This is a genomic window from Pseudoduganella sp. S-14 (assembly GCF_049913285.1).
Taxonomy (GTDB): domain Bacteria; phylum Pseudomonadota; class Gammaproteobacteria; order Burkholderiales; family Burkholderiaceae_D; genus Rugamonas.
Map to the genome: position 1 here is coordinate 34901 of NZ_CP183991.1, position 22010 is coordinate 56910.

Genomic DNA, 22010 nt, shown 5'->3' on the forward strand with positions numbered 1-22010 from the left:
GCAAATCGCTAACTCGAACTGAACGTGACGACTGTTGAAATAAGGGTTGCGCCGCAGCTTGTCTTGTCCCCTTCATAGGCGACGGCTTTGCCGTTGACCGTATGGTTACTATTGCCGCTGATGATTACGCAGTTCTGGTGGCCAGTCATGGGACACATGCACTTATCGCCAACTAAGACAACAGGCTTACCGCCAACTCGCACGTGCGGAGCGCTGGTCTTCACTACTTTCCCCCCATGTGAGGTCGGATCGCCAACTCTGATGACATCTGCCATAAAAGGCTCCTTCATGACATAGGTAATGATCGATGTTGACAGCTTATTGCGATGCGTCTGCTACGATCGGGCCGGCGCGTGTCAAGGTAGTTGTCGCCTGAATCAAGCAGCAATTTGCTGAGTTTGAATCTCCTTCGCAGCGACGGAAACGACGAGATCCCGTTCGGGGTTCAACGTGACCGCGTCGCATGGCGTCCAGTTGCGGGTATGGCCCGACCAGCGAGCCGGGTGGCGAGCCTGGGCGGACAGATACAGGCGATGCCGCGCTGCCAGAATGGCAGTATCCAGTCCCGCATGTCGCTGCGCCGGACTAACATAGCGAATGCCACTATGCCGGTGGTCGAAGTTGTACCACTGCACAAAGCGGGCTGCCCAGTCTCGTGTGTCGGCCAGATCTGCGAAGCCACTGGAAGGGAATTCCGGACGGTACTTCGCGGTACGGAACAACGCTTCGGCGAAGGCGTTGTCGTCGCTCACACGTGGGCGCGAGTACGATGGCTTAATGCCCAGCCAATGCAGCATGGCCAGCACCGTGGTCGCCTTCAGCGTGGCGCCGTTATCGCCATGCAGCACCGGCTTGTTGTGGCGCATAGCGACACCCTCGACCAAAGCCGTGCGCCGCACCAGATGACTGGCGTGGTCGGCATCATCCTCGGCATGCACTTCCCAGCCGATGATCTTGCGGCTATAGAGATCCAAGATCAGGTAAAGGTAGAACCAGCGGCCCGCCACTACAGCCGGCAAGTAGGTCATGTCCCAGCACCACACCTGGCCGGGTGCAGTAGCGACATGGGTGGTCGGCGGCCGTTGTTGACGAGGTGCTTTGGCACGGCCGCGATGACGCACTTGGCCATGGGCACGCAAGATGCGGCTGAACGTCGATTCGCTGGCCAGATAGATGCCCTCATCGGCCAACATGGGAACAATGCGCGCCGGCGGCATGTCGGCAAAGCGCGGTTCATTCGCAGCTGCCAACACCGCCGCGCGCTCATCATCCGTCAGCGCATGCGATGGCATGGGGCGTACCGCCGTCGGGCGACGATCGCCGCTTACCAATCCACCGCTTGCCTGCCAGCGCTGCAGCGTGCGAGCGCTCAGCCCGACCGCCGCGCATGCCTCGCTCAAGCGGGCACCGGCTTGGCAAGCTTGTTGGATTTCCAGGGCCAGAGCCTGGCGATCTTCGAGGCCGATCATTCGTCCTCGGCCTTGTACTTGCTGAAGATCGCCTCGGCTTTTTTTGATAGCACCAGCAAGGCTGCAGTTTCGGCCAATGCCCTGTCCTTACGGCGCACCTCGCGCTCAAGCTCTTTGATGCGGCGCTTGTCCTGCTTGGCTTCCGCTGCGCTCAAACGTTTTTCTCCCGGCTGGCCCAGCGCATTGATCGCCTGCTCGCGCCATACCGCCAGCTCGTGCGGATATACGCCGTTGCTGCGGCACCAGGCACCCTTGCTGGCCTCGTCCATGGCGGATGTCGCCAGCACCGCTTCAAACCGCGCGGCGGGCGTCCATTCGCGGCGTTGCGCTGGATTCGCCAACGCCTCGCTGCGCCAGCGCTCCAAAGTCGATTCGCTCACGCCCACCGACAAGGCCACATCCTTGATCGATGCACTTTCCGGTGGCAGCAATCGCGCCACCGCTTTGTCTTTGAATTCTTGTCCGTACCGTGCCACTTCTCACTCCTGTTATCGCCCCCATTTTCTCAGATCTATCGGAGCGACAACTATTTTGACACCGGGGGGGGCGAATTGAGCCAGTAAGTCTGTCCCATAACTCGATGACCTCGTCGTCTGTGAGGCTAGGTAGACCACCGAGAGTGTTCCCTTCCACACCCGTATATAAATCAAGAGTTAAGACGGGGAGTGCCAAGTTGTTCGGCTCGCCCTGGCTAACGAATGCAAACTCGTGAAATGAACCGTACTTTCCCTGAGGTGGCCTTCGCAACAGAGCCTCGAAACCTGTCCAATTCGCAATCCGCCGTTCTCCACGACGAAGATGCTTTATTCGCGCATACCAGTCTCCGTTTCCAGCTGCCTTGGCCAACTCCTCTGCTGAGCGTAGCCTCGGCTCAAGTGCATCGGAATCGATGAGGCGGGTCTTGAAGATCATCTCCAACGAAAAATGAACGTCCGCAAATTCGCGTAGGCGGACACCCAACGTGCTCATTTCGTGATGACTATGACCGCCATCGACCACGAACGCCCCGTCAATGCACACTCCAGATTTGGCCAACGGAAGTTCGGAATTTCTCGGGACAATATGTGATCCAATTGATTTGAGTTCTTCCTCTATCTTGCCCAGTTCAGAGACCTCGCCAAAAAAAGAATAATGCTGCACATACACATCATTCCCAACGACCACCACTGAATGGAACTGGTAGAACGCACCAGTACTGGAGTCAACGCCATAAACAATCTTTTGCCTATCGCTAAAGCCCTTAACAACCGTTCCCACTTTCGATCCTGGAGCCGATGCGGGCCCGATGGCGAATGGAGATTTTCTTGACTCGGCGTCTCGAACAATCTCTTGGACTATATCGAGAAAGCGCACTGCCTCGCCTGGAAGTCGCTCAATTGCATATGGCGCATTTGCGGGGCCGTATGCGACTTCGGCCGTCGATGGAACATCTATGACATACCGCCCGATACAAACTGGTCGCGTATTCGAATATACCTGATGAACCCTACTCGGCTTCTCTCCCACGTTCGGCTCCTTTGTAATATGCTGCGCTAAAGCTGGGACCGCAAAGGTAGAAGTAATGAATTGGAACGCAACCATTGCTGATTTAACGCGCTTCATATCAGCTCCATTTCATGGTTTGAACGATTCTTACGATGCAGTAAATCGTTGAATTCACAGCGTTCGGGTCGCTATAACTGGACTGATGTTCATACCCCCTTTGCTCGAAGATTCCTTTGAATACGCCCGACCTGGCTTGCATATCTGCTGATCTCGCAGGGACGGTCTGATCACCGGCTCCCCTAGAGGTGCCCAGTTTTACTGCTGCCATCACTTGAAGTCCGTATCGGCTTTCACCTGTGAAAAAACTCATCGTACCCCGGCCATCATCTGAGGCCAGACGCCAATTATCCATATGCACGTGCGAATTTTTTGCCCCGCACTTCCAAGAAACCGTTTCCCATGAGGGACGAGTCGCATCCACGCCATAATGCGCAAAACTTACTGGATGGTACGTCTCCGAGATCGTTTGGTGGAAATGACGGGCGTTTGCGAGATAGCCGGTTGTAGCCGCAACCCCGGCAGTAGGAATACCAGCCGGATTCAACCATTCTTCAACCAAAAGCCCATACCATTTTCCACGCAACCCGTAAATTTCTTCATAAGGGTTTCCATTGACTGGTAGTGTCTTTACTTCGTGGTTCTCTGACTCGATGCGGAGCCATCCATTTCCGTACTTGTCAGAAGGAAGCAGCTCCAATCCACCAGGAGAGTTGGCTAGCACAGACGTAACTGCAGGTCCATTATTCCCAAGTATTGCAGCAAGAATTCCCGCCCCTTCGAAGCCACATCGAATGCGTTTGTATGCCGCCGGTGCCCCTACTGCAGGCATCACCCCATGAACCACTCCAAGTACCTTATCTGAAAAGTTTCCGACTGACGGGTGAACGAGGGCTCTAGCAACAAGGCCGCCCATGGAATGTGTAACCAACACGACCTTCCTGCAATCAAATCCGTTTGAAACGTACGTCGCCATAAGCGCCTCGATTCGTGTCTTAAGGATCAAAGCGGATTGAAAATTGGTCTGAAGCCAGTTGTATCCAATCGCGTGCACGGGGAAAACACATCCTTTTAGTGCATCATCGCGCTCCTTGCGAGTAAGCGGTTTCAACGAGTAGTTCGAGGTGGCGCCCCAGTCCGTTGGGGCAACGTCCAAAACTTTGCTCCAGACCGCTGTCGAGGTCAGATCATTAAGGCAAACCTCGCATGCATCAAGTATCCCTCCATAGCTACCAAAATATATCTCGCCCCAACCTCGTTTGCGTGCAGTTGTATCGCTCCGTTCATTCGCCGGATCTTCGTGAAGTACCTTCGCATCAGAGGATTTCCTAAGGCCTTTGCTTAGTTCGACGGCTTCGTGGCGCCGGTCCGCTGTTTCCTTAGGGTTTCCAGTTGGGTTGTTTACCGGGTCGTAAATCTCGACTCCCGTCTCGTGCTGATCCCATTCAAGTTGGCGTCGGCTAGGACTGTAATCTTTTGCATCCAACATATCCGTCGGCTTGTCTGGATTCCAAGCGATATTGTTCGACTTTTTCAGCCTTTCCTGCCGACTCTTAGACAAACGAAGATTCGAGCCCATGATCCCCGGAATGAATATGATCGGAATGACCCTTTTCGCAGGAACGCAGAACCGCTGTGGCGACTTATCTTCCTTCGGCGTACAGAAGCCCGTCCCTTCTTTACCTCCCGAGGCCGGATTTGTATTAACCGTAGCGCTCATCTTTTCTCCTCATCCCAGGTCGTGACGAGCCTGGTCAAGAAGCTCGATTTCGTAGCGTGCGAATGCCACTTTCGAGCTAAATCGCTCGGTTAGTCCTTGTACATTTGTGATACCTTCAAAGGTGTTTCCGTCCTCCACGCTGATGCGATACCGGCAATTCGACAGAGGCTCCCCTGTTTGTAGATCCGTTATGAGCACTTGTTGATCGTGTTCCACTTCCTGCCGCGGAATGTTCAACTTCTCCGGTGAGCCATCGCCACCATTCAAATGCTCAAACGTTGAAGACTTAATTGTGTGCGGGCCACTACTCTGCTGAATGATCTTCCCGTCACCGCAATCGATTTGACAACCCCGCGCAACAAACTTGATTGATGGCGAATGAAGTTCGATCTTTTCGTCGGCCATCAGCTTGATCTGTTTGGAACTCGATATTTCAATGACTCCGTTTTGTGACTTGATCTTGATGTCCCCGTTGGCAGCAATCAGCTTCATACCTAGCTTGCAGGCCAGTACACTGACTCCCTTTGCGGCCCTGGCGAAAAGGCTACCTCCCGCACCTAGATGCATGTCCCGACCGCTGTTCGCATGAGTATCAGTTTGCGACGAAAATGCGATGGATTCTGCCGAACTTGCGACAATTCCGGCACGTGCAGAAATTGCGACTAACGGCTCGCCCCCACTATTGGTCCATTTTTCAAACTTTTCGACCATATCGGTGAGCGAACCTGATGCTACGTTGTCTTCCGCAGCTTGGGCCGCAACTTCGGCCAACTGCCTGTGGACCGCCTGCGCGAGGCTGATCGCACCAAGACAAGGCTCCTTGTCCAGCATTTCACGCTTCGATGTTGTGAATGGGGCTGCGGCAATAAGAACTCCCGCTTCACCGCGGACAACCGCAGCGCGCGATGTCGTAATTTCGGCGCCCTCACCGCGCGCTACGCCAGCACCTTCGGTCCTACCGTGCGTGATGAAGCCAAGGTTTAATTGCGCACTTGCTTGATCGCACGCCAGTTGCGTACTGATCTCGTTGGTCGTATCGTCAAAATGCAGGCGATTTGCTCCGTTGCCTCGAATTTCGCGGCTTCGAAAGCCAGAAACGTATCGATTGACTGGTAAGCCTCCCGCTTGGCTCAGCGCTGGTGGTCGTGCAATCTCGTTGTAGGCCTGTCCGACAACGACCGGCCTATCGGGATCGCCAGCGAGGAAAGCCACCAACACTTCGCTACCCACACGTGGCAAGTGCAAACTCCCGCACTGGTTTAAGCTTCCTGGCCCGTTTCCAGCCCAGGCGTTCGCGACTCGAACCCACGCCGAGTCGACATCTTGGTCGGAGGAACCCGCACCTTGCGCGTGTTCATGATCGGAGGGCCGCGTGCTGCGAAATCGGATCTTCACGCGGCCCAGTTCATCGCAATAAACTTCCTCGCCCTCCGGGCCTACAACGAAGGCGCTTTGCATCGGAACGTTTGGAACCTCGACTCGAGGGTCGTATGCCGGCACGATCGAAATTCCACGCCGAACTGCGGTGAAAGCAACTTTCACGCGCGTTCTGGATTGTTGTGGATCAAAATACGCCAACGCCTCGCCAGCGATCCAACGATTGCGCGAGAAGACACGTTGAACTCGCTCCGCCACTCCCTTGGCGAGGTTGCTGGAAATTGCAAGCTGCATCGACGTCAGAACAAAGTCGCGCTCTGCACCAGGGTGACCGTCGACCTCCGGGTGGCCTTCAAGCGTGAAGTATTCGCCCGCGCACATGTAGCGTACGCTCCCCTCACCATGAAAGCACTTCGAATCGAAGTCGTGGCGGCTCATAGCCAGCTCGCCGATCCGGCATAAGTCATCGTAATCGTTGCCCGCATGAGGTGACAGCACTTGGTAGTCATCAAGGCTGGCTGCCATTTCGTTGCCTGACTCACCTTGGTCTGCGCTACCTCGCGCAGTGGCAAGCATAAAGTCCGAGGTCCGCGGATTCTTGTAGTCCCAGCTGAAGCGGGTCACGCTGGCCGGTTGGAGTGTACGAACGGCACACCATGAATTGATGGCATCCCGTTCTTCAGTGGATGCATCGCGGTGATAGCGCACCAGGCCTGCGGCATTTGGCAGCAGGCTATCCGGGTGATTGAAGAGCACCATCGTATGAGCTGGATAATCGCTACCATCTGCACGGAAGTACCATGCAATCCCGCGGCGCTTGAGCAGGCGCCGGATGAAGGCGGCGTCCGACTCGTTGTACTGCATGGTGAATTCACGCTGCGGGTAGATCAGGTGCGCGAACAAATCATCCATCTCGTAGTGGAAGCAGGTTCCGATGATGGGGTTCGTCTGTATCCACTCATCCAGGATCAACGTTACGATTTCCACTTCGTTCTTGTTGCGGAACACACGGGTATTGGTGCGCTTCTCCATGATGGAGAGCGCGTCACGCAGCACCAGCTGGTAGCTGGCCAACCCGCCATCGCTGTCGCCGGCGCGGGCTTCGGTGACGATGCCGCAGATGCTGCGCAAGTCTCCGCAATCGGTGACGATGTCGATTGCAACCGGCAGTGCGATCAATTCCTTCAGCGGAATGAAGGCGTCGAGCGAGACGCACATGATGCGGTACTCAATACTGCCGCAGATTGCTTCGGTGCCCTGCACCATTTGCGGCAAGAGCACGTCTTCCAGCATCTGTGTCGGGTGAGCCAGTCGCAGGCGCAATGGGCGGTTGTCAGTGATCAGATCCTTGTCTTGCTGGAAGAAACTGAGCAGGGCATTGTCCACGGCGGGCTCCGTTCGTCTGGTTGACGCGAGAGCCTATGTTTGCACGCGTAAAAAATGTCGACGTTGATCTTCAGCAAATCATGTGCGAAGTACAGGACTACACTTTTCAAGACTGCGCGCCGTATACATTCTGCAAAGGTGCCGCAGATCGGACTAAGGAGACGAGGCAATGGAAACACTGATTAAACTTGGCATGCTCGCTGTCGGCACAATCGGCGCCGCAAAACTGATTCTTGAGCTGATGCTTGGCAAGCGTGGGCGAATGCGGGAAGAGTATCGTTTTACAAGGGAATTTCTGCAGGAATTGAAGGCCGATCCGCAGATGCATCCCCTCGCCAGGGAGCAGGGCTACAAAGCTATCGCGGGTGACGCCAGCATGAGCGCGGATGAAATCGAATACCTGATTTCCCTGACGAATCCAGACAAAGTCATGAAGAATTACGTCCTTGGCCGAAAGTACCTGGAGCATCTTCCCGACGCCGGAGCGTTACAAGTCAATTTCAAGCTAAAGTACAGGCAAACTATTGCAAGGAAGTGTAGACTCGCCGGTTTCTTTTTGTTTTACCTTGGAATTACCATCTTGGTATTTTCGCCGCTAATCCTGTCAAGCTCCCTTCAATTGAGCCCGAACAATGGAGTGATGCTTTTCATCGCCCTGTTCATCACGCTATGGCCGTATGCTTATCTATCCCTGCGCGAAACGGTACGTATAAGATGTGCCGAAAAGCTTGTTGCCAACCAAGAAAGACACACAGGAAAGCTACTCACAGCGGAGCGGCCGAACTCGCACAGGCGAGGCTCCAGCACCGAGTAAGCCCGTGCTTAAACGAAGGCAGCCGTCGTTACATCAGCGTTGGCATGATATGTGGGCGTATAATGCGCATTGGACCCATCACATTTGATGCGCACTGGACTCTTATGAAACCTGCACCTTCCGTACCCAAGCTGCCAGGTAAAAAGGCGACCAATATCACTCTCTCAATGGACGTGTATCACGCCGCCAAGAGCCTGGGGATCAATATTTCGCAAGTCTGTGAGCAGCGTTTGCGAGAAGAAATACTGGCGCGAAGGGAACAGCAATGGAACGAGGAACATGCCAGCTTTCTCGACGCCTATAACAAACGGGTAGCCGAGGAAGGAGTAACCCTGCAGGAATGGCGAGCGTTCTGATGGCTCGCTTCGACATCTACCTCAACCCTGGGCGGAACCATCGCAATATTCCATACCTGGTCGACGTGCAAAGCAATGTCATTAGTGGGCTGGCGACGAGGATTGTGGTGCCGCTACGTCCTCTGGCGGACTTTCCCGCGGTTACTTTGCCACCGGACCTGTTTCCCCTCATCTCGATCGATGGCGAGGACTACGTGCTGGACACACCGCAACTCGGCGCTATCCCGTTGGGAGAGCTGAAAACCAGGGTTGCCTCGGCAAGGGATAGCCAATTTGTTATCCAGACAGCGCTGGATCGGGTCTTCGGCGCATATTGAAGTCATATGATGAAACCGGACAAAGCGCTAGCGGCCTACCGCCAAATGCGGCAGCAGCCCTTATGGCGACTGCTGGCGGCCGGCAACGGGCCGACCGTCATCGCGCTGCTGCAAACCCATTTATACGAGAGTGAGCGCAGCTTGCCGGCGTCGCTCTTCCACGAACGGATTGAGCGTGAACTGGAACGCCTGCGCAACCTCGGCGAAGACTGGCCGCAAACCGCGCAGCAATATGCGGCTTCCTGGCTGGCGGATGGCTATCTCGAACGACGCTTTCCACCCGGCTCGAAGGAAGAGGAGTACGAGCTCGCAACGTCTACCGTCGAGGCGATACGCTTCGTGTCCAGCCTGGCCAAGCCGCATAGTGCCGCCACCGAAAGCCGGCTGGGACTAGTGATTGATGCCCTGTCCAAGCTGTCCGACGATACGGATTCGGACAAGAGCCGCCGCGTGGCGCGATTGCGCGCGGAGCAGGAACGTATCGAGCACGAAATTGCCGACATCGAGCACGGCAAAACCATCCTCCTGCCGGAAGCAGCCGCCCTGGAGCGCACGCGCGAGATCATTGCGCTGGCCGATAACCTGGCAGGCGATTTCCGCCGGGTGCGCGACCAGTTCGAACAATTGAACCGAGAGCTGCGCGAGCGCATCATGGACAACGATGGCAGCCGGGGTGAAGTGCTTGATTCCTTGTTTGCCGGAATCGACCTGATCAGCGAAAGCGACGCAGGCCGCACTTTCTCGGCTTTCTGGCGTCTGCTGACCGACCCGGTGCAGTCCGCCAACCTGGAAGACGCCCTGGACCAGTTGATGTCGCGCGAGTTTGTCGCCGCACTGGATCCGGCCGAGCGTAAATTCCTGCTGCGGCTGACCCGAACCTTGCTGGAGCAAGGCGGTATCGTGCACGAGGTGCTGCAGTCGTTCGCCCGCAGCCTTAAGCACTTCGTCCAGAGCCGTGAATTCATGGAGCAGCGCCGCCTTACCCAGTTGCTGCGCTCCGCCCAGCGCTCCGCCCTTGCCCTGAAAGAGGAGGTCAAGGCAACGGACACCTTGAACTACACACTGGAACTCACCAGCAGCAGGCTGTCGTCGTTGTCGCAATGGGTGCTGCACGATCCGGCGTTGCAGGCACTGCCTGACCGAATGGGCGAAGCGGCCGCACCGCCGATCGACCTGGCGGCCATCGGCGAGCTGGTCGCCCAGTCGGAGATCGACTTTCGCACACTGGCGGTCAATGTCCAGTCGCTACTGGCTACGCGTTCCCAGTGTTCCATCGCCGACGTGTTGTCCGCATATCCTGCGGCCCAGGGCTTGGGCAGCGTGATCGGCCTGCTGTCACTGGGCAGCCGCTATGGCATGGTCGCCAAGTCCAGCGAGACCGTCGCCTGGGTGGGCAACGACAATGTGCAGCGCAAGGCTACAATACCGGCCATCTACTTCTTCAAGGATCAACAGGATGGACTTGCCAGAACCGGCGGCAGCGCCGGCTGATGCTGCGCCGGCATCGACCGTTCTTTTCATGAACGATACCGGTGAGCTGCCGTTGGATACGCGCCGCGTACTGGTGCAACTTCTGTCCGGCCCCTCGCTGGAGGGGCGCCGCCATCCCAAGTTGTGGCCGGTGCTTCTGCGCGACGAGGCAGTGCTCCAGCGCCGCCTGCATGACCTGTTCCTGGACCTGGTAATCGACCGCGACATGCAGGTGGCATTTACGCGCCAGGCGGACGCCGGGGACCTAGAGGTGCCGATCCTGTTGCGCCGCGCCCAGCTAACCTTCATCGATTCGGTGCTGGTCCTGTTCCTGCGCCAGCGGCTGACGCAGGCCGAGACGCACGGCGACCGTGCCGTGGTGGCGCGCGACGAGATGGTGGAGAACCTGGTGTTATATGAGCGCGCCGCCAGCACCGACCGTGCCGGCTTCACCAAGCGTATCGCAGCTTCCATCGAGAAGATGAAAAAGCACAATATCCTGCAGAAGATCCGCTCCAGCGAGGACCGCTTCGAGATTTCGCCGACGCTGAAGCTGCTGTTCACCGCCGAGGAGATTGTGGCGCTGGCTGCCTTGTATGAGGCCATGGCCGCAGGCGAGTCTCCCGCATTGGATCCCAACCGCTGGACGACAGCGAGGACGAGGAATGAACGACCAGTTCCGCATGGCCCGTCTCCAGGTTTTCAACTGGGGTACCTTCAGCGGCCTGCACGAGATCCCGATCAGCGAGCGCGGTTTCCTGATCGTTGGCCCGTCCGGCGCCGGCAAGTCAACTTTGCTGGATGCGTTTTCCGCACTGCTGGTGCCACCGCGCTGGGTCGATTTCAATGCTGCCGCGCGCGAGGCCGACCGCACTGGACGCGACCGCAACCTGGTCAGCTACATCCGCGGTGCCTGGTCTGCACAAAGCGATAGCGCTTCCGGGGTGACCACAACGCGCTACCTGCGCGGCGGCACCACAACCTGGTCCGCCATCGCCCTGCACTACCACAACAACAATGGCCAGGACGTGGTGCTGCTGCAGCTATTCTGGCTACGCGGCAACAGCAATGCCAACACCGATGTCAAACGCGTATTCCTGATCTTCGAACGCGCGTTCGACCTGCGCGAGCTGCAGGACTTCGGCAGCACCAACTTCGATATCCGCAAGCTGAAGCAGTCTTTTTCCGATGCCCACATCAAGGACGAGTTTCGCCCCTACTGCGAGCGCTTCTGCCGCTTGCTGGGCATCGAGAGTGAAATGACGCTGCGCCTGCTGCACAAGACACAGTCGGCCAAGAACGTGGGCGACCTGAACACCTTCCTGCGCGACTTCATGCTGGACAAGCCGGAAACCTTCGAGGTCGCGGACCGCCTGGTCAGCGAGTTCGGGGAGCTGAATGCCGCGCACCAGTCCGTGGTTACCGCGCGCCGACAGGTGCAAACGCTGGCGCCGGCTCGTGTACGGCACCACGAGATGGATTCGCTGAAGCTCGAGCGCAACGGCCTGCAAGAGCTGGAAGCAGGTCTGCATAGCTACCGCGAGCTGATGCGCATCAAGCTGCTGGCGCAACATATAGCTGCTTTGCGCATCGAGGTGGACGGTCTGTCCGGCCGCGTGCAGCAACTGCGCAGCTCCCAGGACAATCGTGAGCTGGCCCTGCGCGACCTGGAGCTGCAACGCAGCGCGGCCGGCGGCGACCGCATCGAACAGCTGGAAGTCGAGCGCCGCCTGGTGGAGGAACAGCGCATCGGGCGCATGGCCAAGCGCAAGCAGGCGGTTGATGCCTGCAATGCGCTCGACTGGACGTTTGACGGCTCGCCCGATGGCTTCGCCGCGCTGGTCGGCCAGGCGCGGCAGATCCTCGATGACTGGCATCAGTGCGCTTCCGGCGATGACCAACTGCTGGAGCTGAACCGGGCACGCGATGACGTCAAGCGCAAGCGCGACGAGGTGCAGCAGGAACTGCAATCGTTACGGCGCCAGCCGAGCAGCATTCCGGCGCACGTGCTTGAAATGCGGCGGCAACTGGCGGCTGCCCTGGGCGTGGGCCAGGATGCCCTGCCCTTCGTCGGGGAACTGATGGAGGTAAAACCGGAAGAATCGCAGTGGCGCGGCGCCATCGAACGCGTACTGCACGGCTTTGCGCTGTCCATCCTCGCGGACGAGGAACATTACGCGGCCCTGGCCAACCACGTCAACGACGCCAACCTTGGCCAGAAGCTGGTCTACTTCCGCACCGGACGCGCGGAGCTGCCACAAGGGCGGCCACTGCGGGCAAGCTCGCTGGTCGCCAAGCTGAATGTGAAGAGCGGCCGCTTTGCGGAGTGGCTGCAGGCCGATTTGCGCCAACGGTTTGACTACGAATGCGTGGATTCAATGCGCGCCTTCCGCGGCGCTGCCGAGCGGGCGCTGACGCGGGAAGGCCAGGTCAAACATAACCGTGCACGGCATGAGAAAGATGACCGCAGCAACGTCAACGACAGGCGCTATTGGGTCCTCGGATTCGATAACAGGGAAAAACTCGGGCTTTACGAGCAGCAGGAGCAGGAACTGCGGCAGCAGCAGCAGGCGCTGGAAGTCCGGCTGTCGGCGCTTGGCAAGCAGCGGCGCGATGCGGCGCTGCGCGTGCTGCAGTGCCAGACACTGGTCAACCTCCAGTGGCACGAGATCGAGGCCGAGCCGCTGGTGCTGCGCATTGGCGCCATCGACCGCCAGCTTGGCGCCATCCGCGACGGCAACTCCAACCTGCAGGCAATCGACGATCGGCTGCGCCAGCAGCGTGAACTGGTGAAGCAGGCAGCAGACGCGCTGGAGAGTGAAAAGGTAGCGCTGCTGTCAAGGCAACGGGATATTGACCTGCATGAAAAGCAGCTTGGCGCCGCGCAACAGGATCCTTCCATCATCCGCCTCACGCCGCACCAGCAACAGGGCCTGGACGAGCGCTATCTTCGCCTGCCGCAGCCACTTGCCCTGAAAGACGTCGACCATGCAGACCGGGTGGTACGCAAGGGCATTTCGGACGACATCCTGAAACTTAGCGAAAGCATCGGCGACTGCGGCAAGTTCGTCGAGGCGCAGTTCGCCACGTTCATCAGCACCTGGCGCGCCGACGCCGACGGGCTGGATGCAGCGCTGGCATCGGCAGCGGACTTCTTCACCAAGCTCACGCGGCTGGAAACCGATGGCTTGCCAGCCCATGAGCAACGCTTCTTCGACCTGTTGCGCAACCAGAGCCACCAGAACCTGGCCGCCTTGAACACTTACCTGAACGATGCCCGCAAGGCCATCCTGGCGCGCATGGAGGTGGTGAACGAAAGCTTGCGCCAGGTGCCCTTCAACCGGAATGAGGAGCGCACGACGTACTTGCAGATCCAGCCGAAAGACCGGCAATTGCCGGAAGTGCGGCAGTTCAAGCAGGACATCCTGGATGCGCTCAGCAACGCATGGCATGACGATCCGGAAGCAGCCGAAGCAAGATTCATCGAGCTGCGCAAGCTGGTGGACCGCCTCTCCAGCCAGGATGCCGAGCTTCGTCGCTGGCGCGAATCGGTGCTGGATGTTCGCCTGCATGTCGAATTCATCGGCAGGGAGTACGACGGGAACGGCGTCGAGCAGGACGTGCTGGAGAGCGGCGCCGGCAAGTCGGGCGGCCAGCGGCAGAAGCTGGCGACCACCGTGCTCGCGGCTGCACTGCGCTACCAGCTTGGCGGGAGCGAGAGCGGCGTCCCGGTTTACGCGCCAGTGGTGCTCGATGAGGCCTTTGACAAGGCCGATAACGAATTCACCGCCCTGGCCATGAATATTTTTGCCAACTTCGGCTTCCAGATGATTGTCGCTACGCCACTGAAATCGGTGATGACCCTGGAGCCATTCATCGGCGGCGCATGCTTCGTCGCGATCCGCGACCGGCGGGAATCCGGCGTATTGCTGATCGAATATGATGAAGGACAGCGAAAGCTGAAATTGACCACCGATGTACGCGCCGAGGCATCCCTTGAAGCTGCCGGATGATGTTCGCTCCCTGCTGAAGAAGCGATTTGCAGGCAAGCATCGCGAGTGGCTGGTTGCCGGCGATCCTTCGCTGCAGTGGCCCCTGGTGATTCCGCTCGGCCCACCGAGCGAGGCAGAGGCGCTGAAGCAGGTCGACGCTGTGCGGGAGTGGGCTGGCGCCTGGCGCAATTGGAGTGGCGAAGGCGACGTCCAGTGGGTGGAACGCCGCTGGCGCCTGCTCGGCACGCAACGCTTGCCGGAGGCCTTGCGGCTGGATGGGCCGCGAGCAGTCTGCGCCTGGATCGGCGAACTAGACCGGTGGCACCTCGCCGAAGGCCGTTTCCAGGACCTGTCCCGGCATTGGCCCCAGCTGGCGCAGGCTGCTTCCCGCCTTTTCAACGTACTCGCCGATATCGAGGATGCCGATTTTTCGCGCCTGCTGCGCGTGCTGGAATGGCTGGAGGCTAATCCGCGTTCCATGCTCTATCCCAGGCAACTTCCAATATCTGGCGTGGATACCAAATGGATCGAGCCTCGCAAAGGCTTGCTTGCGAAGCTGCTGGCCAGCATGCGGGGGCTGGATGGCAACGGCGAAGACTTCCACAGCTTGAGCGGGTTGAAGCCGCTGCCGCCCTTCGCGCAAATTCGGATTCTCGACCCTGCATTGCGCGCACGGTGCGGTGGTTTGTGCGACATCAGTGCACCCGTAGGGCAACTGGCCAGCATGGCGCTGAATCCTTCGACTGTGCTAATAGTTGAGAACCTGCAATCAGGACTGGCACTTCCCGACATGCCGGGCACCGTTGCGCTGGTAGCCTTGGGCTACAACGTCGACGTGCTGTCGCATATTCCGTGGATCCGCGGCTGCAAAGGCATCTACTGGGGCGATATCGACACACATGGATACGCGATCCTGCATCGCGCCCGTTCCCATTTGCCGCAGTTGCAATCGCTTTTGATGGACGAAGCGACTTTGCTGCAGTTTTCTTCACTGTGGACGAGAGAAGTAGATCAATCCGTGGCGGAAGACTTGCCGCTCCTCCAGCCGGCGGAGCGTATTGTCTACCAGGGTCTGCGAGAGCATCGCTGGGGCCACTGCGTAAGGCTGGAGCAGGAACGTATCTCGTGGCAAGTAGTCCTGCAGGCATTAGGCGCCCAGCGCCAGAGGAGCGTGTCGTCAGAGCAGATCTGATGGAATGCTACTCGCCTCCCGGGACATTGTTTCCAACCATTCGGACTGTGTCAGGGCAAGCTCCACAATCTTGTTCACCAGCGCCCTCTCCTCCGCCAGATAAAGCTGGCTATTTGCCACCTCTGCGGCATGCTGTCTGACCCCAACACGCATACGGCGGCACTCGCGCACCAGCAGCTGCCGATCGATTCCACAGCGCTGGGCAAAGTCGGCTAGCGAGAACGCCTTGATTTGATCCAGATTGAATTCGTCGCCAATCGCCATGGCCAGGTCGTGAGAAAACTGCGGGTACTGCACAACGCTCACCAGGTCATACCAGGGCGCAGCTTGCAGGCCGGACCTGTGCACGAAAAACGAAAAATTCTTCCCATGGGCGTCACTGTTCCCGATCACCAACTGGAACAGTGCCCAACGCAGCATTGCCAGCCGGTCGACGGCCTTGCGGGTTGCGTGTTCAAGCAAGCCGAAGAGCCGGGGGAGGCTGACGCCATCGCGATACAGCGCAGCCTCGCCTACGCTGCCGATATTGCGTTCGTATTTGTATGCTGCCGACAGGTCGCTGGACTGGCAGGCATCGATGATGTGCTTGCGCTCCACCCATGCGCCACTTGTATCGTTGTGGGCTACGCGGTCAAAACGCTCGATTGCAAGTACTGGCCGGGGTGTGCGAAAGATGCTTACGCTGGCAGCCGGCAGGCCAATGCGCCTTGCCAACGTCATGCAGAAATGCTCGTTGGCGACCATATGGGGCAGGCGTGCGTCGGCCGGCTCCGGCTTGAGGATATGGGTGGAGGCCAACGGGAAGTCAGGCAGGAACATTGGCGTTTCGCCCGGCTCGCCGCTCGCATAGACCAGAAGTTTGTCCTGGTGACCGGCGACCGACATTTGGACCTTGCCGTGCCATTCCACGAGGGGACGGGTTTCGCGTTCACCAATGCGCTCGTCCAGCTCCGCAAGGGAGATCTCGCGAGGAAGGATTCTCGCAGGCTCTGTGCTGCCATCTTCGCCGTACGGCAGGAATCTGAAAGCGCCCGTGGTTTCAGCGCCCAGTGCGCGAATCAGGCCATATACGTTGCTCTTTGCGACGCCTTGTGCCGATGCCACGATATCCAGCGCGCGGCCCTCGGGCAGCAGGTTCTCGATGAAGCGGCGGATCGAGGCCGAACTGCACTCAGCGTGAAGCGGCAGGGCCGGTGAGAGCGCAAATGCCTGGCGGTCTTGCGACCATTCGTCCGTGTAGCGCAAGGACCAGGCTTCGTTGAGCGGGTCGTAGCCAATATCCGCGACATGACGCTTGTGCAGCCAAAGGCTTAGTTGGTGTTTTGGCTGATTCATTTCGCCTCGTCGCCGGCGAGCCTGTCTGCGGGCAGGCGTTGGAGAAGCTCGTGATCCTTCGGTGCAATGACCAGGGCAAGGCCAAGGCCGTCCAGCACCGCCAGGAGCTTGTCGGTGCGAATGCCTCCGGCGCCATTTTCGAGGCGAGACAACAAGTCTACCGATACGCCGTTCAGCGCTGCGGCGTCGTCAATGCGTAGTCCTTGCTGCTTGCGGTGCGCTCTCACTTGCCGGCCGACGTCGGCCATCTCACGTACAAGCTGCACAGCGGGCAGGGGCGGAAAGGTAGTTTGGCTCATATTTCGGAATTTCAGAAAGTCTGATGACAATAATCAGTATATTCCAGGTATTTCTGATTTACCGAAATTTGCCCAATATCCAGTGCACCGATGCACAAATTTCTCATATTCCGAAACAATAGGCTTCTTGCTTGCTACTGTCGCGTTTTCACCAAGATCATCGGGGAAAGTGAAAACACTGTTATTCTCCCAGTTCGTCGTTTTTCAAACAGCAGCGGCAAAGGGGACGGTCATGACGAAATATTTTCGGTTCGTGCGCCTGGTTTCTCTGTTGGGCGCAGGCGTGGTTTGTAGCACGGCATTTGCAGATCCTTTCCTCGTCGGACGCGGTATGTCCGACATCACCGGCGAAGCAGCAGAAGTGGGCATGATGGGATATGGGTCGACCTCGCAGGTGACGGCCGGCATCCATATGCGGCAGCGGGCGCGGGCTTTCATCGTAGTGGACCAGGCCAGCGGCAAGCGCATGGTCTTCGTCAACAATGACCTGGGCATGGTGTTCCAGGGCGTGCAGCAGGCGGTGCTGCAGCAGTTGCAGGCGCGGTATGGCAGCCTGTATTCGGCGGAGAATGTGATCCTGTCCGCCACGCATACGCACGGCGGGCCGGGTGGGTTCTCGCACTACGCGCTGTACAACTTCACTACCTATGGTTTCAACCAGCGCACCTTCGATGCGATTGTCAGCGGCATCGTCGCGGCCATCGACAAGGCGCACCGCGACCTGAAACCGGGCAGCATCGCGATCGGCAAGGGCGAGCTGACGGATGCCAGCAATAACCGTTCGAACCCGGCCTACCTGCGCAATCCGCAGGCGGAGCGCGAGCGCTGGGGGCGCAATATCGATCCGGAGATGACGGTGCTGCGCTTCAAGCAGGGCAGCAACGACGTGGGCATGATCAGCTGGTTCGCCACGCATGGCGTGTCGATGACGCCTTTGAACCGCTTGATCACGCCGGACAACAAGGGTTATGCGGAGTGGCGCTGGGAGCATGACCTGAAGGGCGTGCGCTATAACTCGGATGGCGACTTTGTGGCGGCCTTCGCGCAGTCGAATGCGGGCGACATGACGCCGAACCTGAACCTGGACGGCACCGGACCTACGGCCAGTGAACTGGATAACACGCGCATCATCGGCGAGCGGCAGTTGCAGAAGGCGCTGGCCATTTACAACGGCGCGCTGGAGCCGCTGGCGGGGCCTGTGGATTACCGGCAGCGCTATATCGATTTTTCCCGCGTCACCGTGGAGGCGCGCTTTGCGGATGGCGTGGCGCGCAGCACTTGTCCGGCTGCCATTGGCAGCGCTTTCGCGGCGGGCACGGAGGATGGGCGCGGGCTGGATGGCTTCAATGAGGGCGATCTGACGGGCAATCCGTTCTTCCAGGCGCTGGGCGGCATCATCGCGCCGGCTCCGCAGTGGGTGCGCGATTGCCAGGGCGTCAAGCCGGTGCTGCTGTCGACCGGTACGCAAACGCCCTTCCCCTGGTCGCCGGAGGTGCTGCCGGTTTCCATCGTGCGGATCGGGCAGTTGGCGATTATTGCCGCGCCGGGCGAGTTCACCATCATGTCCGGCCGGCGCGTGCGCGAGACGGTCAAGGCGGCGTTGGGGGATAGCGTGAAGCACGTGGTCTTTGCCGGGTATGCGAACGCCTATTCAGGCTATGTGACCACGCCGGAGGAATACGACGCGCAGCATTACGAGGGCGCTTCCACGCATTTCGGCAAGTGGACGCTGGGGGCTTACCAGCAAAGCTTCCATGAGCTGGCGACGGCGATCCGGCAAGGGACTGCAGCTGGCGGCAGCGCTGCGGTGCGGGATTTGAGCGGCAACCAGATGTCGTTCCAGACCGGAGTGGTGCTGGATAACACGCCCATCTTTAAGAGTTTTGGCGATGTGGTCCAGCAGGCGAATGCGGATTATTCACGCGGCCAGCGTGTTGAAGTTTCGTTCTGGACGGGACATCCAAAGAATAACCTGCGCCTGAACGGCACCTTCCTGGAAATACAACGCTGGGATGGCTCGGCGTGGCGTACCGTGGCGGTGGATGGAGACTGGAACACCAGCTATCGCTGGGTGAGGATCGACCCGGTGTGGGGCACTTCGCAGGCGGTCATTGGCTGGACCATTCCTGCCGATGCGGCGGCCGGGCAGTATCGTATCCGGCATTATGGGGACTACAAGAACGGCTGGAATGGCGCCGTCTACGGCTTGACGGGCACCAGCCGGACATTCCAGGTTAACTAAGCGTTGATCGTCATCAAAGTCCGGACCAGCTGAATCAGACAAGCGCTCGCGTGCCGGCGCGGTGAGTGGAAAGGAACACGATCCGGCCCTGCTGATTGGCGATGCGGAGCCGGACGAAGCGGTTCTCGCGCAGCTTGTCGGCCAGCGCCATGGCCAGGATCTCGCCAAGAATGTGGAGGCTATGGCCGCGCAGCTCAGCTTCATCGACCAGCAAGGTAAATTCTGTTCCGTGCATATGGAGCCGCCCCATCGGATGCTCCATCCAGGCTGTGGCTGGCTTGGCGGCCAGGGTCTCCAGGCTTTCTACGTAGGGGCAGCCGTGTAGCTGCAGCAGTTTGCGGAAGGCTGGCAGGGCCGCGTCCTGCGAGTAGAGGCTGTCACATAGATCGCCAGGACTGGAAAGGTGGCGCGCGCTTGACGGGCCGTGCATGAAGCGTATCGGAACCCCGCCGGCGCTTGCCTCCGTTGTCAGGCTGGCGCCAGGCTGCGGCAGTTCATTGCTGGTGCACGTTAGCTGCACGGAAATCGTTCCTGTTTCCAGCCGGGCGGGCCGCTGTTCGCGGTCTACGAAAGCAAGCGCGAAGCCTTCCTGCTCGTCCAGTTGCCAGTAGGGGCCGGCCTCGGAGTGTGCGGTACCGTGAAAAGGCGGCAGCACACGGTCGCCGTTGCGGCTCATGATCGAGACCTTGTCTATGCTGTAGATCGCGCATCCTGGCTGGCTCGGTGCAACCGGGTAGGATTCACTTCTTCCATCCAGGCGAATCGGCGCGGCGGCCTGCGGAAAGAGATTGATGACCGGCGTGCATGCCAGCCGAAAGTTTGCTGCGCTGGCCTGGCGAAGCTCGGGGTCGCAGGTGGGCAGGACGATGTGCAACGTGAAGCGCCTGCACCTGGGTGGACAGAGGGCGGAGATGGCCTGCAGGTCAAGGTCGAGGAAGTCGAACTTCTGCGGAAGATGGAAAAGCTCCGCCAGGAGACGCGGGCTTTGCTGGCCGGGGTTCCGCGGCAGCAGGGCTTCCTCGCTTCCAATGCCGCCCAGAGTGAATGGCGATGCCGGCAACAGGCGCCAATCGCCTTCGGCCTCGAGGCAAACGCAGAGGCTTTGCAACAGGATGGCATCGAGAAGGACAGCGCGCAGCAGCGAATCGCCGTTCACCCACAGGCGAAGCGTGGGCATGGGCGGCTGGTCGAATGTGGCGCTTGCTGCTGTGGCTTCCAGGCTGAGGCAAAGGGCAGAGGTGGCTTCACCAGGGAGCCGCAGGGTTGCGGGCAGGTCGATCGTCGGCTGGAACCGGGCGCCGGCAATCGCGATGGGGGCGATGCAAACGTCGTAGGCAGTGGCGAATTTGCTGGCCCCGGCGCGCAGGATGGTTCCGCGTGGCAGGTGGCTGGCCGCGTTGATCTCGTTAGGCCGGACGGCCGATGTGTCGACCTGGATGATTCCGCTTGCGGGAAGCGCCCGCAGGTAATGCGGCTGCAGCGTTTGCAGGAGGGCTTTGTGAAAGTCGCTGCGGCCGCTCTCGATTGATTGCTGCATGCTGGCATTGAGTAGCGCGATCGATTGCAGCAGGCGCTCCACTTCGGGATCGGTGCTGCCATCCGCTGCCAGTTCAAGCGCGGCGGCGGTGGCGGGATGAGCATCGGCGTACCGGCGCGTGGCCTGGCGCAGCTGGCCAAGCTCCCGCTCGTAGTGCTGAAGAAGCTTATCCATGATCAGCTGCCGCGCAGGTTGACGACGATCTTCATGCCTGTTTCGCGTTCGAACCGGTGCAGGCGGAAGATCCACAGGAATGCGTGCACCACCATGCGGGAGAAGGCATGCATCGCCATGGGCGTGGCGGCGATGGCGCAGATGGCGAGGCTGCCGCTGGCGCGGTCGTAGTCAATGCTGGCCGCAAGGATGGGCGCACCGGCGGCAGTGGCGGCGATCATGGACCAGCCGTCAATGCGGCTTGGCTCGGTGGCGTTGGGGCCTACGTGGTTGAGCAATCCGCCTAGCGACCTGGCGGTGATGGCGGCGCCTTTCAATTGCTCTGCCAAGACTGTTTCAAAACAGTGGCCGGTGTGCTTGTCGGTAGCTGTGCTCCAGAGCCGCACGAGTGCCAGCACAACGGCGCATGCGGCCATGATTGCCATGACCGTCAGCCAGGCATCTGCCGGCATCGCATAGGCCGCCAGCACAATCACGGGTGCGGCAAGCATGCACAGTGGGACGATGTAGATGAAGACCAGCGTGATGATGGCGATGTCCATCAGGCGCTCGGGGTTGCCGCGCCTTGCGAGCCGCCACATGTAGAAGACCCCGCCGAGGTGCGCAGCTGCCAGGCAGAGTTGCAGGCGCAAGCCAAGCGGGTTGACGCTGATGGGCATTGCAAACAACGAGAGCAGCAGGAGCGAAGTGCCCCAGACCAGGGCGGAAAAGTGCCAGAGATTGGGGCTGTGCTGTACGGTGGGTCGTGGCATGGGCATGAGGTCACCATTGGTCAGGAGCTGGGCCTG

15 protein-coding genes and 2 pseudogenes are annotated in these 22010 nt (G+C 59.3%); 8 read left to right on the plus strand and 9 right to left on the minus strand.

The window, feature by feature from the left end; all coding sequences use genetic code 11:
* Nucleotides 1-8 precede the first annotated feature (8 nt).
* The 5 genes and pseudogenes from ACN9MZ_RS00170 to ACN9MZ_RS00190 all read right to left on the minus strand — a co-directional run bounded on the left by ACN9MZ_RS00170 (nt 9) and on the right by ACN9MZ_RS00190 (nt 7494).
* Nucleotides 9-275: a PAAR domain-containing protein gene (locus ACN9MZ_RS00170; protein WP_426340347.1), complete on the minus strand. Its 267-nt coding sequence runs from the start codon at nt 273-275 to the stop codon at nt 9-11.
* A 102-nt stretch (nt 276-377) separates the two neighbouring features.
* Nucleotides 378-1945, minus strand: a protein-coding gene (locus ACN9MZ_RS00175; RefSeq protein WP_426338214.1) for an IS3 family transposase whose coding sequence is annotated in 2 segments (ribosomal slippage) — nt 378-1507 and nt 1507-1945 — 1569 coding nt in all. Because the reading frame shifts where the segments join, the coding sequence is not laid out codon by codon here.
* 79 nt (nt 1946-2024) lie between these two features.
* A pseudogene (locus ACN9MZ_RS00180) lies at nt 2025-3071 on the minus strand (T6SS immunity protein Tli4 family protein); the annotation flags it as partial.
* A gap of 1 nt (nt 3072) precedes the next feature.
* Nucleotides 3073-4731, minus strand: coding sequence for an esterase/lipase family protein (locus ACN9MZ_RS00185; RefSeq protein ID WP_426340348.1), 1659 nt, complete (start codon nt 4729-4731; stop codon nt 3073-3075).
* A 9-nt stretch (nt 4732-4740) separates the two neighbouring features.
* Nucleotides 4741-7494 (minus strand): type VI secretion system Vgr family protein, encoded by a 2754-nt coding sequence (locus tag ACN9MZ_RS00190; RefSeq protein WP_426340349.1) that lies wholly within the window; start codon nt 7492-7494, stop codon nt 4741-4743.
* Between the two features lie 169 nt (nt 7495-7663).
* Between ACN9MZ_RS00190 and ACN9MZ_RS00195 the strand changes: the two genes are divergently transcribed.
* The 7 genes and pseudogenes from ACN9MZ_RS00195 (at nt 7664) to ACN9MZ_RS00225 (ending at nt 15635) form a co-directional block, all read left to right on the plus strand.
* Nucleotides 7664-8308, plus strand: coding sequence for a hypothetical protein (locus ACN9MZ_RS00195; protein ID WP_426340350.1), 645 nt, complete (start codon nt 7664-7666; stop codon nt 8306-8308).
* 104 nt (nt 8309-8412) lie between these two features.
* Nucleotides 8413-8664 carry a type II toxin-antitoxin system CcdA family antitoxin gene (locus ACN9MZ_RS00200; protein ID WP_426340351.1) on the plus strand — a complete coding sequence of 84 codons (252 nt, stop codon included), beginning with the start codon at nt 8413-8415 and terminating at the stop codon, nt 8662-8664.
* Nucleotides 8664-8981 carry a CcdB family protein gene (locus ACN9MZ_RS00205; protein WP_426340352.1) on the plus strand — a complete coding sequence of 106 codons (318 nt, stop codon included), beginning with the start codon at nt 8664-8666 and terminating at the stop codon, nt 8979-8981. Before ACN9MZ_RS00200 ends, ACN9MZ_RS00205 begins: the two co-directional genes overlap by 1 nt.
* 9 nt (nt 8982-8990) lie before the next feature.
* Nucleotides 8991-10472: a DUF3375 domain-containing protein gene (locus tag ACN9MZ_RS00210; protein WP_426342979.1), complete on the plus strand. Its 1482-nt coding sequence runs from the start codon at nt 8991-8993 to the stop codon at nt 10470-10472.
* A gap of 28 nt (nt 10473-10500) precedes the next feature.
* Nucleotides 10501-10968 (plus strand): annotated as a pseudogene (locus tag ACN9MZ_RS00215) (DUF4194 domain-containing protein); the annotation flags it as partial.
* Nucleotides 10969-11116: 148 nt separating this feature from the next.
* Entirely contained in the window at nt 11117-14464 is a 3348-nt protein-coding gene (locus tag ACN9MZ_RS00220; protein ID WP_426340353.1) for an ATP-binding protein, read from the plus strand.
* Nucleotides 14448-15635, plus strand: a complete 1188-nt coding sequence (locus tag ACN9MZ_RS00225; RefSeq protein WP_426340354.1) for a DUF3322 domain-containing protein — start codon at nt 14448-14450, stop codon at nt 15633-15635. Before ACN9MZ_RS00220 ends, ACN9MZ_RS00225 begins: the two co-directional genes overlap by 17 nt.
* Here ACN9MZ_RS00225 and ACN9MZ_RS00230 read toward each other — a convergent pair.
* Nucleotides 15621-16970: a HipA domain-containing protein gene (locus tag ACN9MZ_RS00230; protein ID WP_426340355.1), complete on the minus strand. Its 1350-nt coding sequence runs from the start codon at nt 16968-16970 to the stop codon at nt 15621-15623. The genes ACN9MZ_RS00225 and ACN9MZ_RS00230 overlap by 15 nt on opposite strands.
* A complete protein-coding gene (locus ACN9MZ_RS00235) occupies nt 16967-17269 on the minus strand; it encodes a helix-turn-helix domain-containing protein (protein ID WP_426340356.1) in 303 nt (100 codons plus the stop codon). The genes ACN9MZ_RS00230 and ACN9MZ_RS00235 overlap by 4 nt, the downstream gene beginning before the upstream one ends.
* Before the next feature lie 232 nt (nt 17270-17501).
* Here ACN9MZ_RS00235 and ACN9MZ_RS00240 point away from each other — a divergent pair, with 232 nt between their 5' ends.
* Complete coding sequence (locus ACN9MZ_RS00240; protein ID WP_426340357.1) at nt 17502-19511, plus strand: neutral/alkaline ceramidase; 2010 nt, start codon at nt 17502-17504, stop codon at nt 19509-19511.
* A gap of 34 nt (nt 19512-19545) precedes the next feature.
* On the opposite strand, the gene tssF is transcribed toward ACN9MZ_RS00240, so the two are convergent.
* Both tssF and ACN9MZ_RS00250 read right to left on the minus strand, forming a co-directional pair.
* Nucleotides 19546-21222 carry a type VI secretion system baseplate subunit TssF gene (tssF, locus tag ACN9MZ_RS00245; protein WP_426340358.1) on the minus strand — a complete coding sequence of 559 codons (1677 nt, stop codon included), beginning with the start codon at nt 21220-21222 and terminating at the stop codon, nt 19546-19548.
* A 2-nt stretch (nt 21223-21224) separates the two neighbouring features.
* The gene (locus ACN9MZ_RS00250; RefSeq protein ID WP_426340359.1) at nt 21225-21974 is read right to left on the minus strand and encodes a hypothetical protein; all 750 of its coding nucleotides are present in this window, start codon (nt 21972-21974) and stop codon (nt 21225-21227) included.
* Nucleotides 21975-22010: the final 36 nt, after the last annotated feature.

Coding starts and splice junctions, on each gene's coding strand:
- ACN9MZ_RS00235 (WP_426340356.1), bottom strand. CDS start 17,269: ATGAGCCAAACTACCTTTCCGCCCCTGCCCGCTGTGCAGCTTGTACGT.
- tssF (WP_426340358.1), bottom strand. CDS start 21,222: ATGGATAAGCTTCTTCAGCACTACGAGCGGGAGCTTGGCCAGCTGCGC.
- ACN9MZ_RS00185 (WP_426340348.1), bottom strand. CDS start 4,731: ATGAGCGCTACGGTTAATACAAATCCGGCCTCGGGAGGTAAAGAAGGG.
- ACN9MZ_RS00250 (WP_426340359.1), bottom strand. CDS start 21,974: ATGCCACGACCCACCGTACAGCACAGCCCCAATCTCTGGCACTTTTCC.
- ACN9MZ_RS00170 (WP_426340347.1), bottom strand. CDS start 275: ATGGCAGATGTCATCAGAGTTGGCGATCCGACCTCACATGGGGGGAAA.
- ACN9MZ_RS00205 (WP_426340352.1), top strand. CDS start 8,664: ATGGCTCGCTTCGACATCTACCTCAACCCTGGGCGGAACCATCGCAAT.
- ACN9MZ_RS00220 (WP_426340353.1), top strand. CDS start 11,117: ATGAACGACCAGTTCCGCATGGCCCGTCTCCAGGTTTTCAACTGGGGT.
- ACN9MZ_RS00230 (WP_426340355.1), bottom strand. CDS start 16,970: ATGAATCAGCCAAAACACCAACTAAGCCTTTGGCTGCACAAGCGTCAT.
- ACN9MZ_RS00200 (WP_426340351.1), top strand. CDS start 8,413: ATGAAACCTGCACCTTCCGTACCCAAGCTGCCAGGTAAAAAGGCGACC.
- ACN9MZ_RS00210 (WP_426342979.1), top strand. CDS start 8,991: ATGAAACCGGACAAAGCGCTAGCGGCCTACCGCCAAATGCGGCAGCAG.
- ACN9MZ_RS00195 (WP_426340350.1), top strand. CDS start 7,664: ATGGAAACACTGATTAAACTTGGCATGCTCGCTGTCGGCACAATCGGC.
- ACN9MZ_RS00240 (WP_426340357.1), top strand. CDS start 17,502: ATGACGAAATATTTTCGGTTCGTGCGCCTGGTTTCTCTGTTGGGCGCA.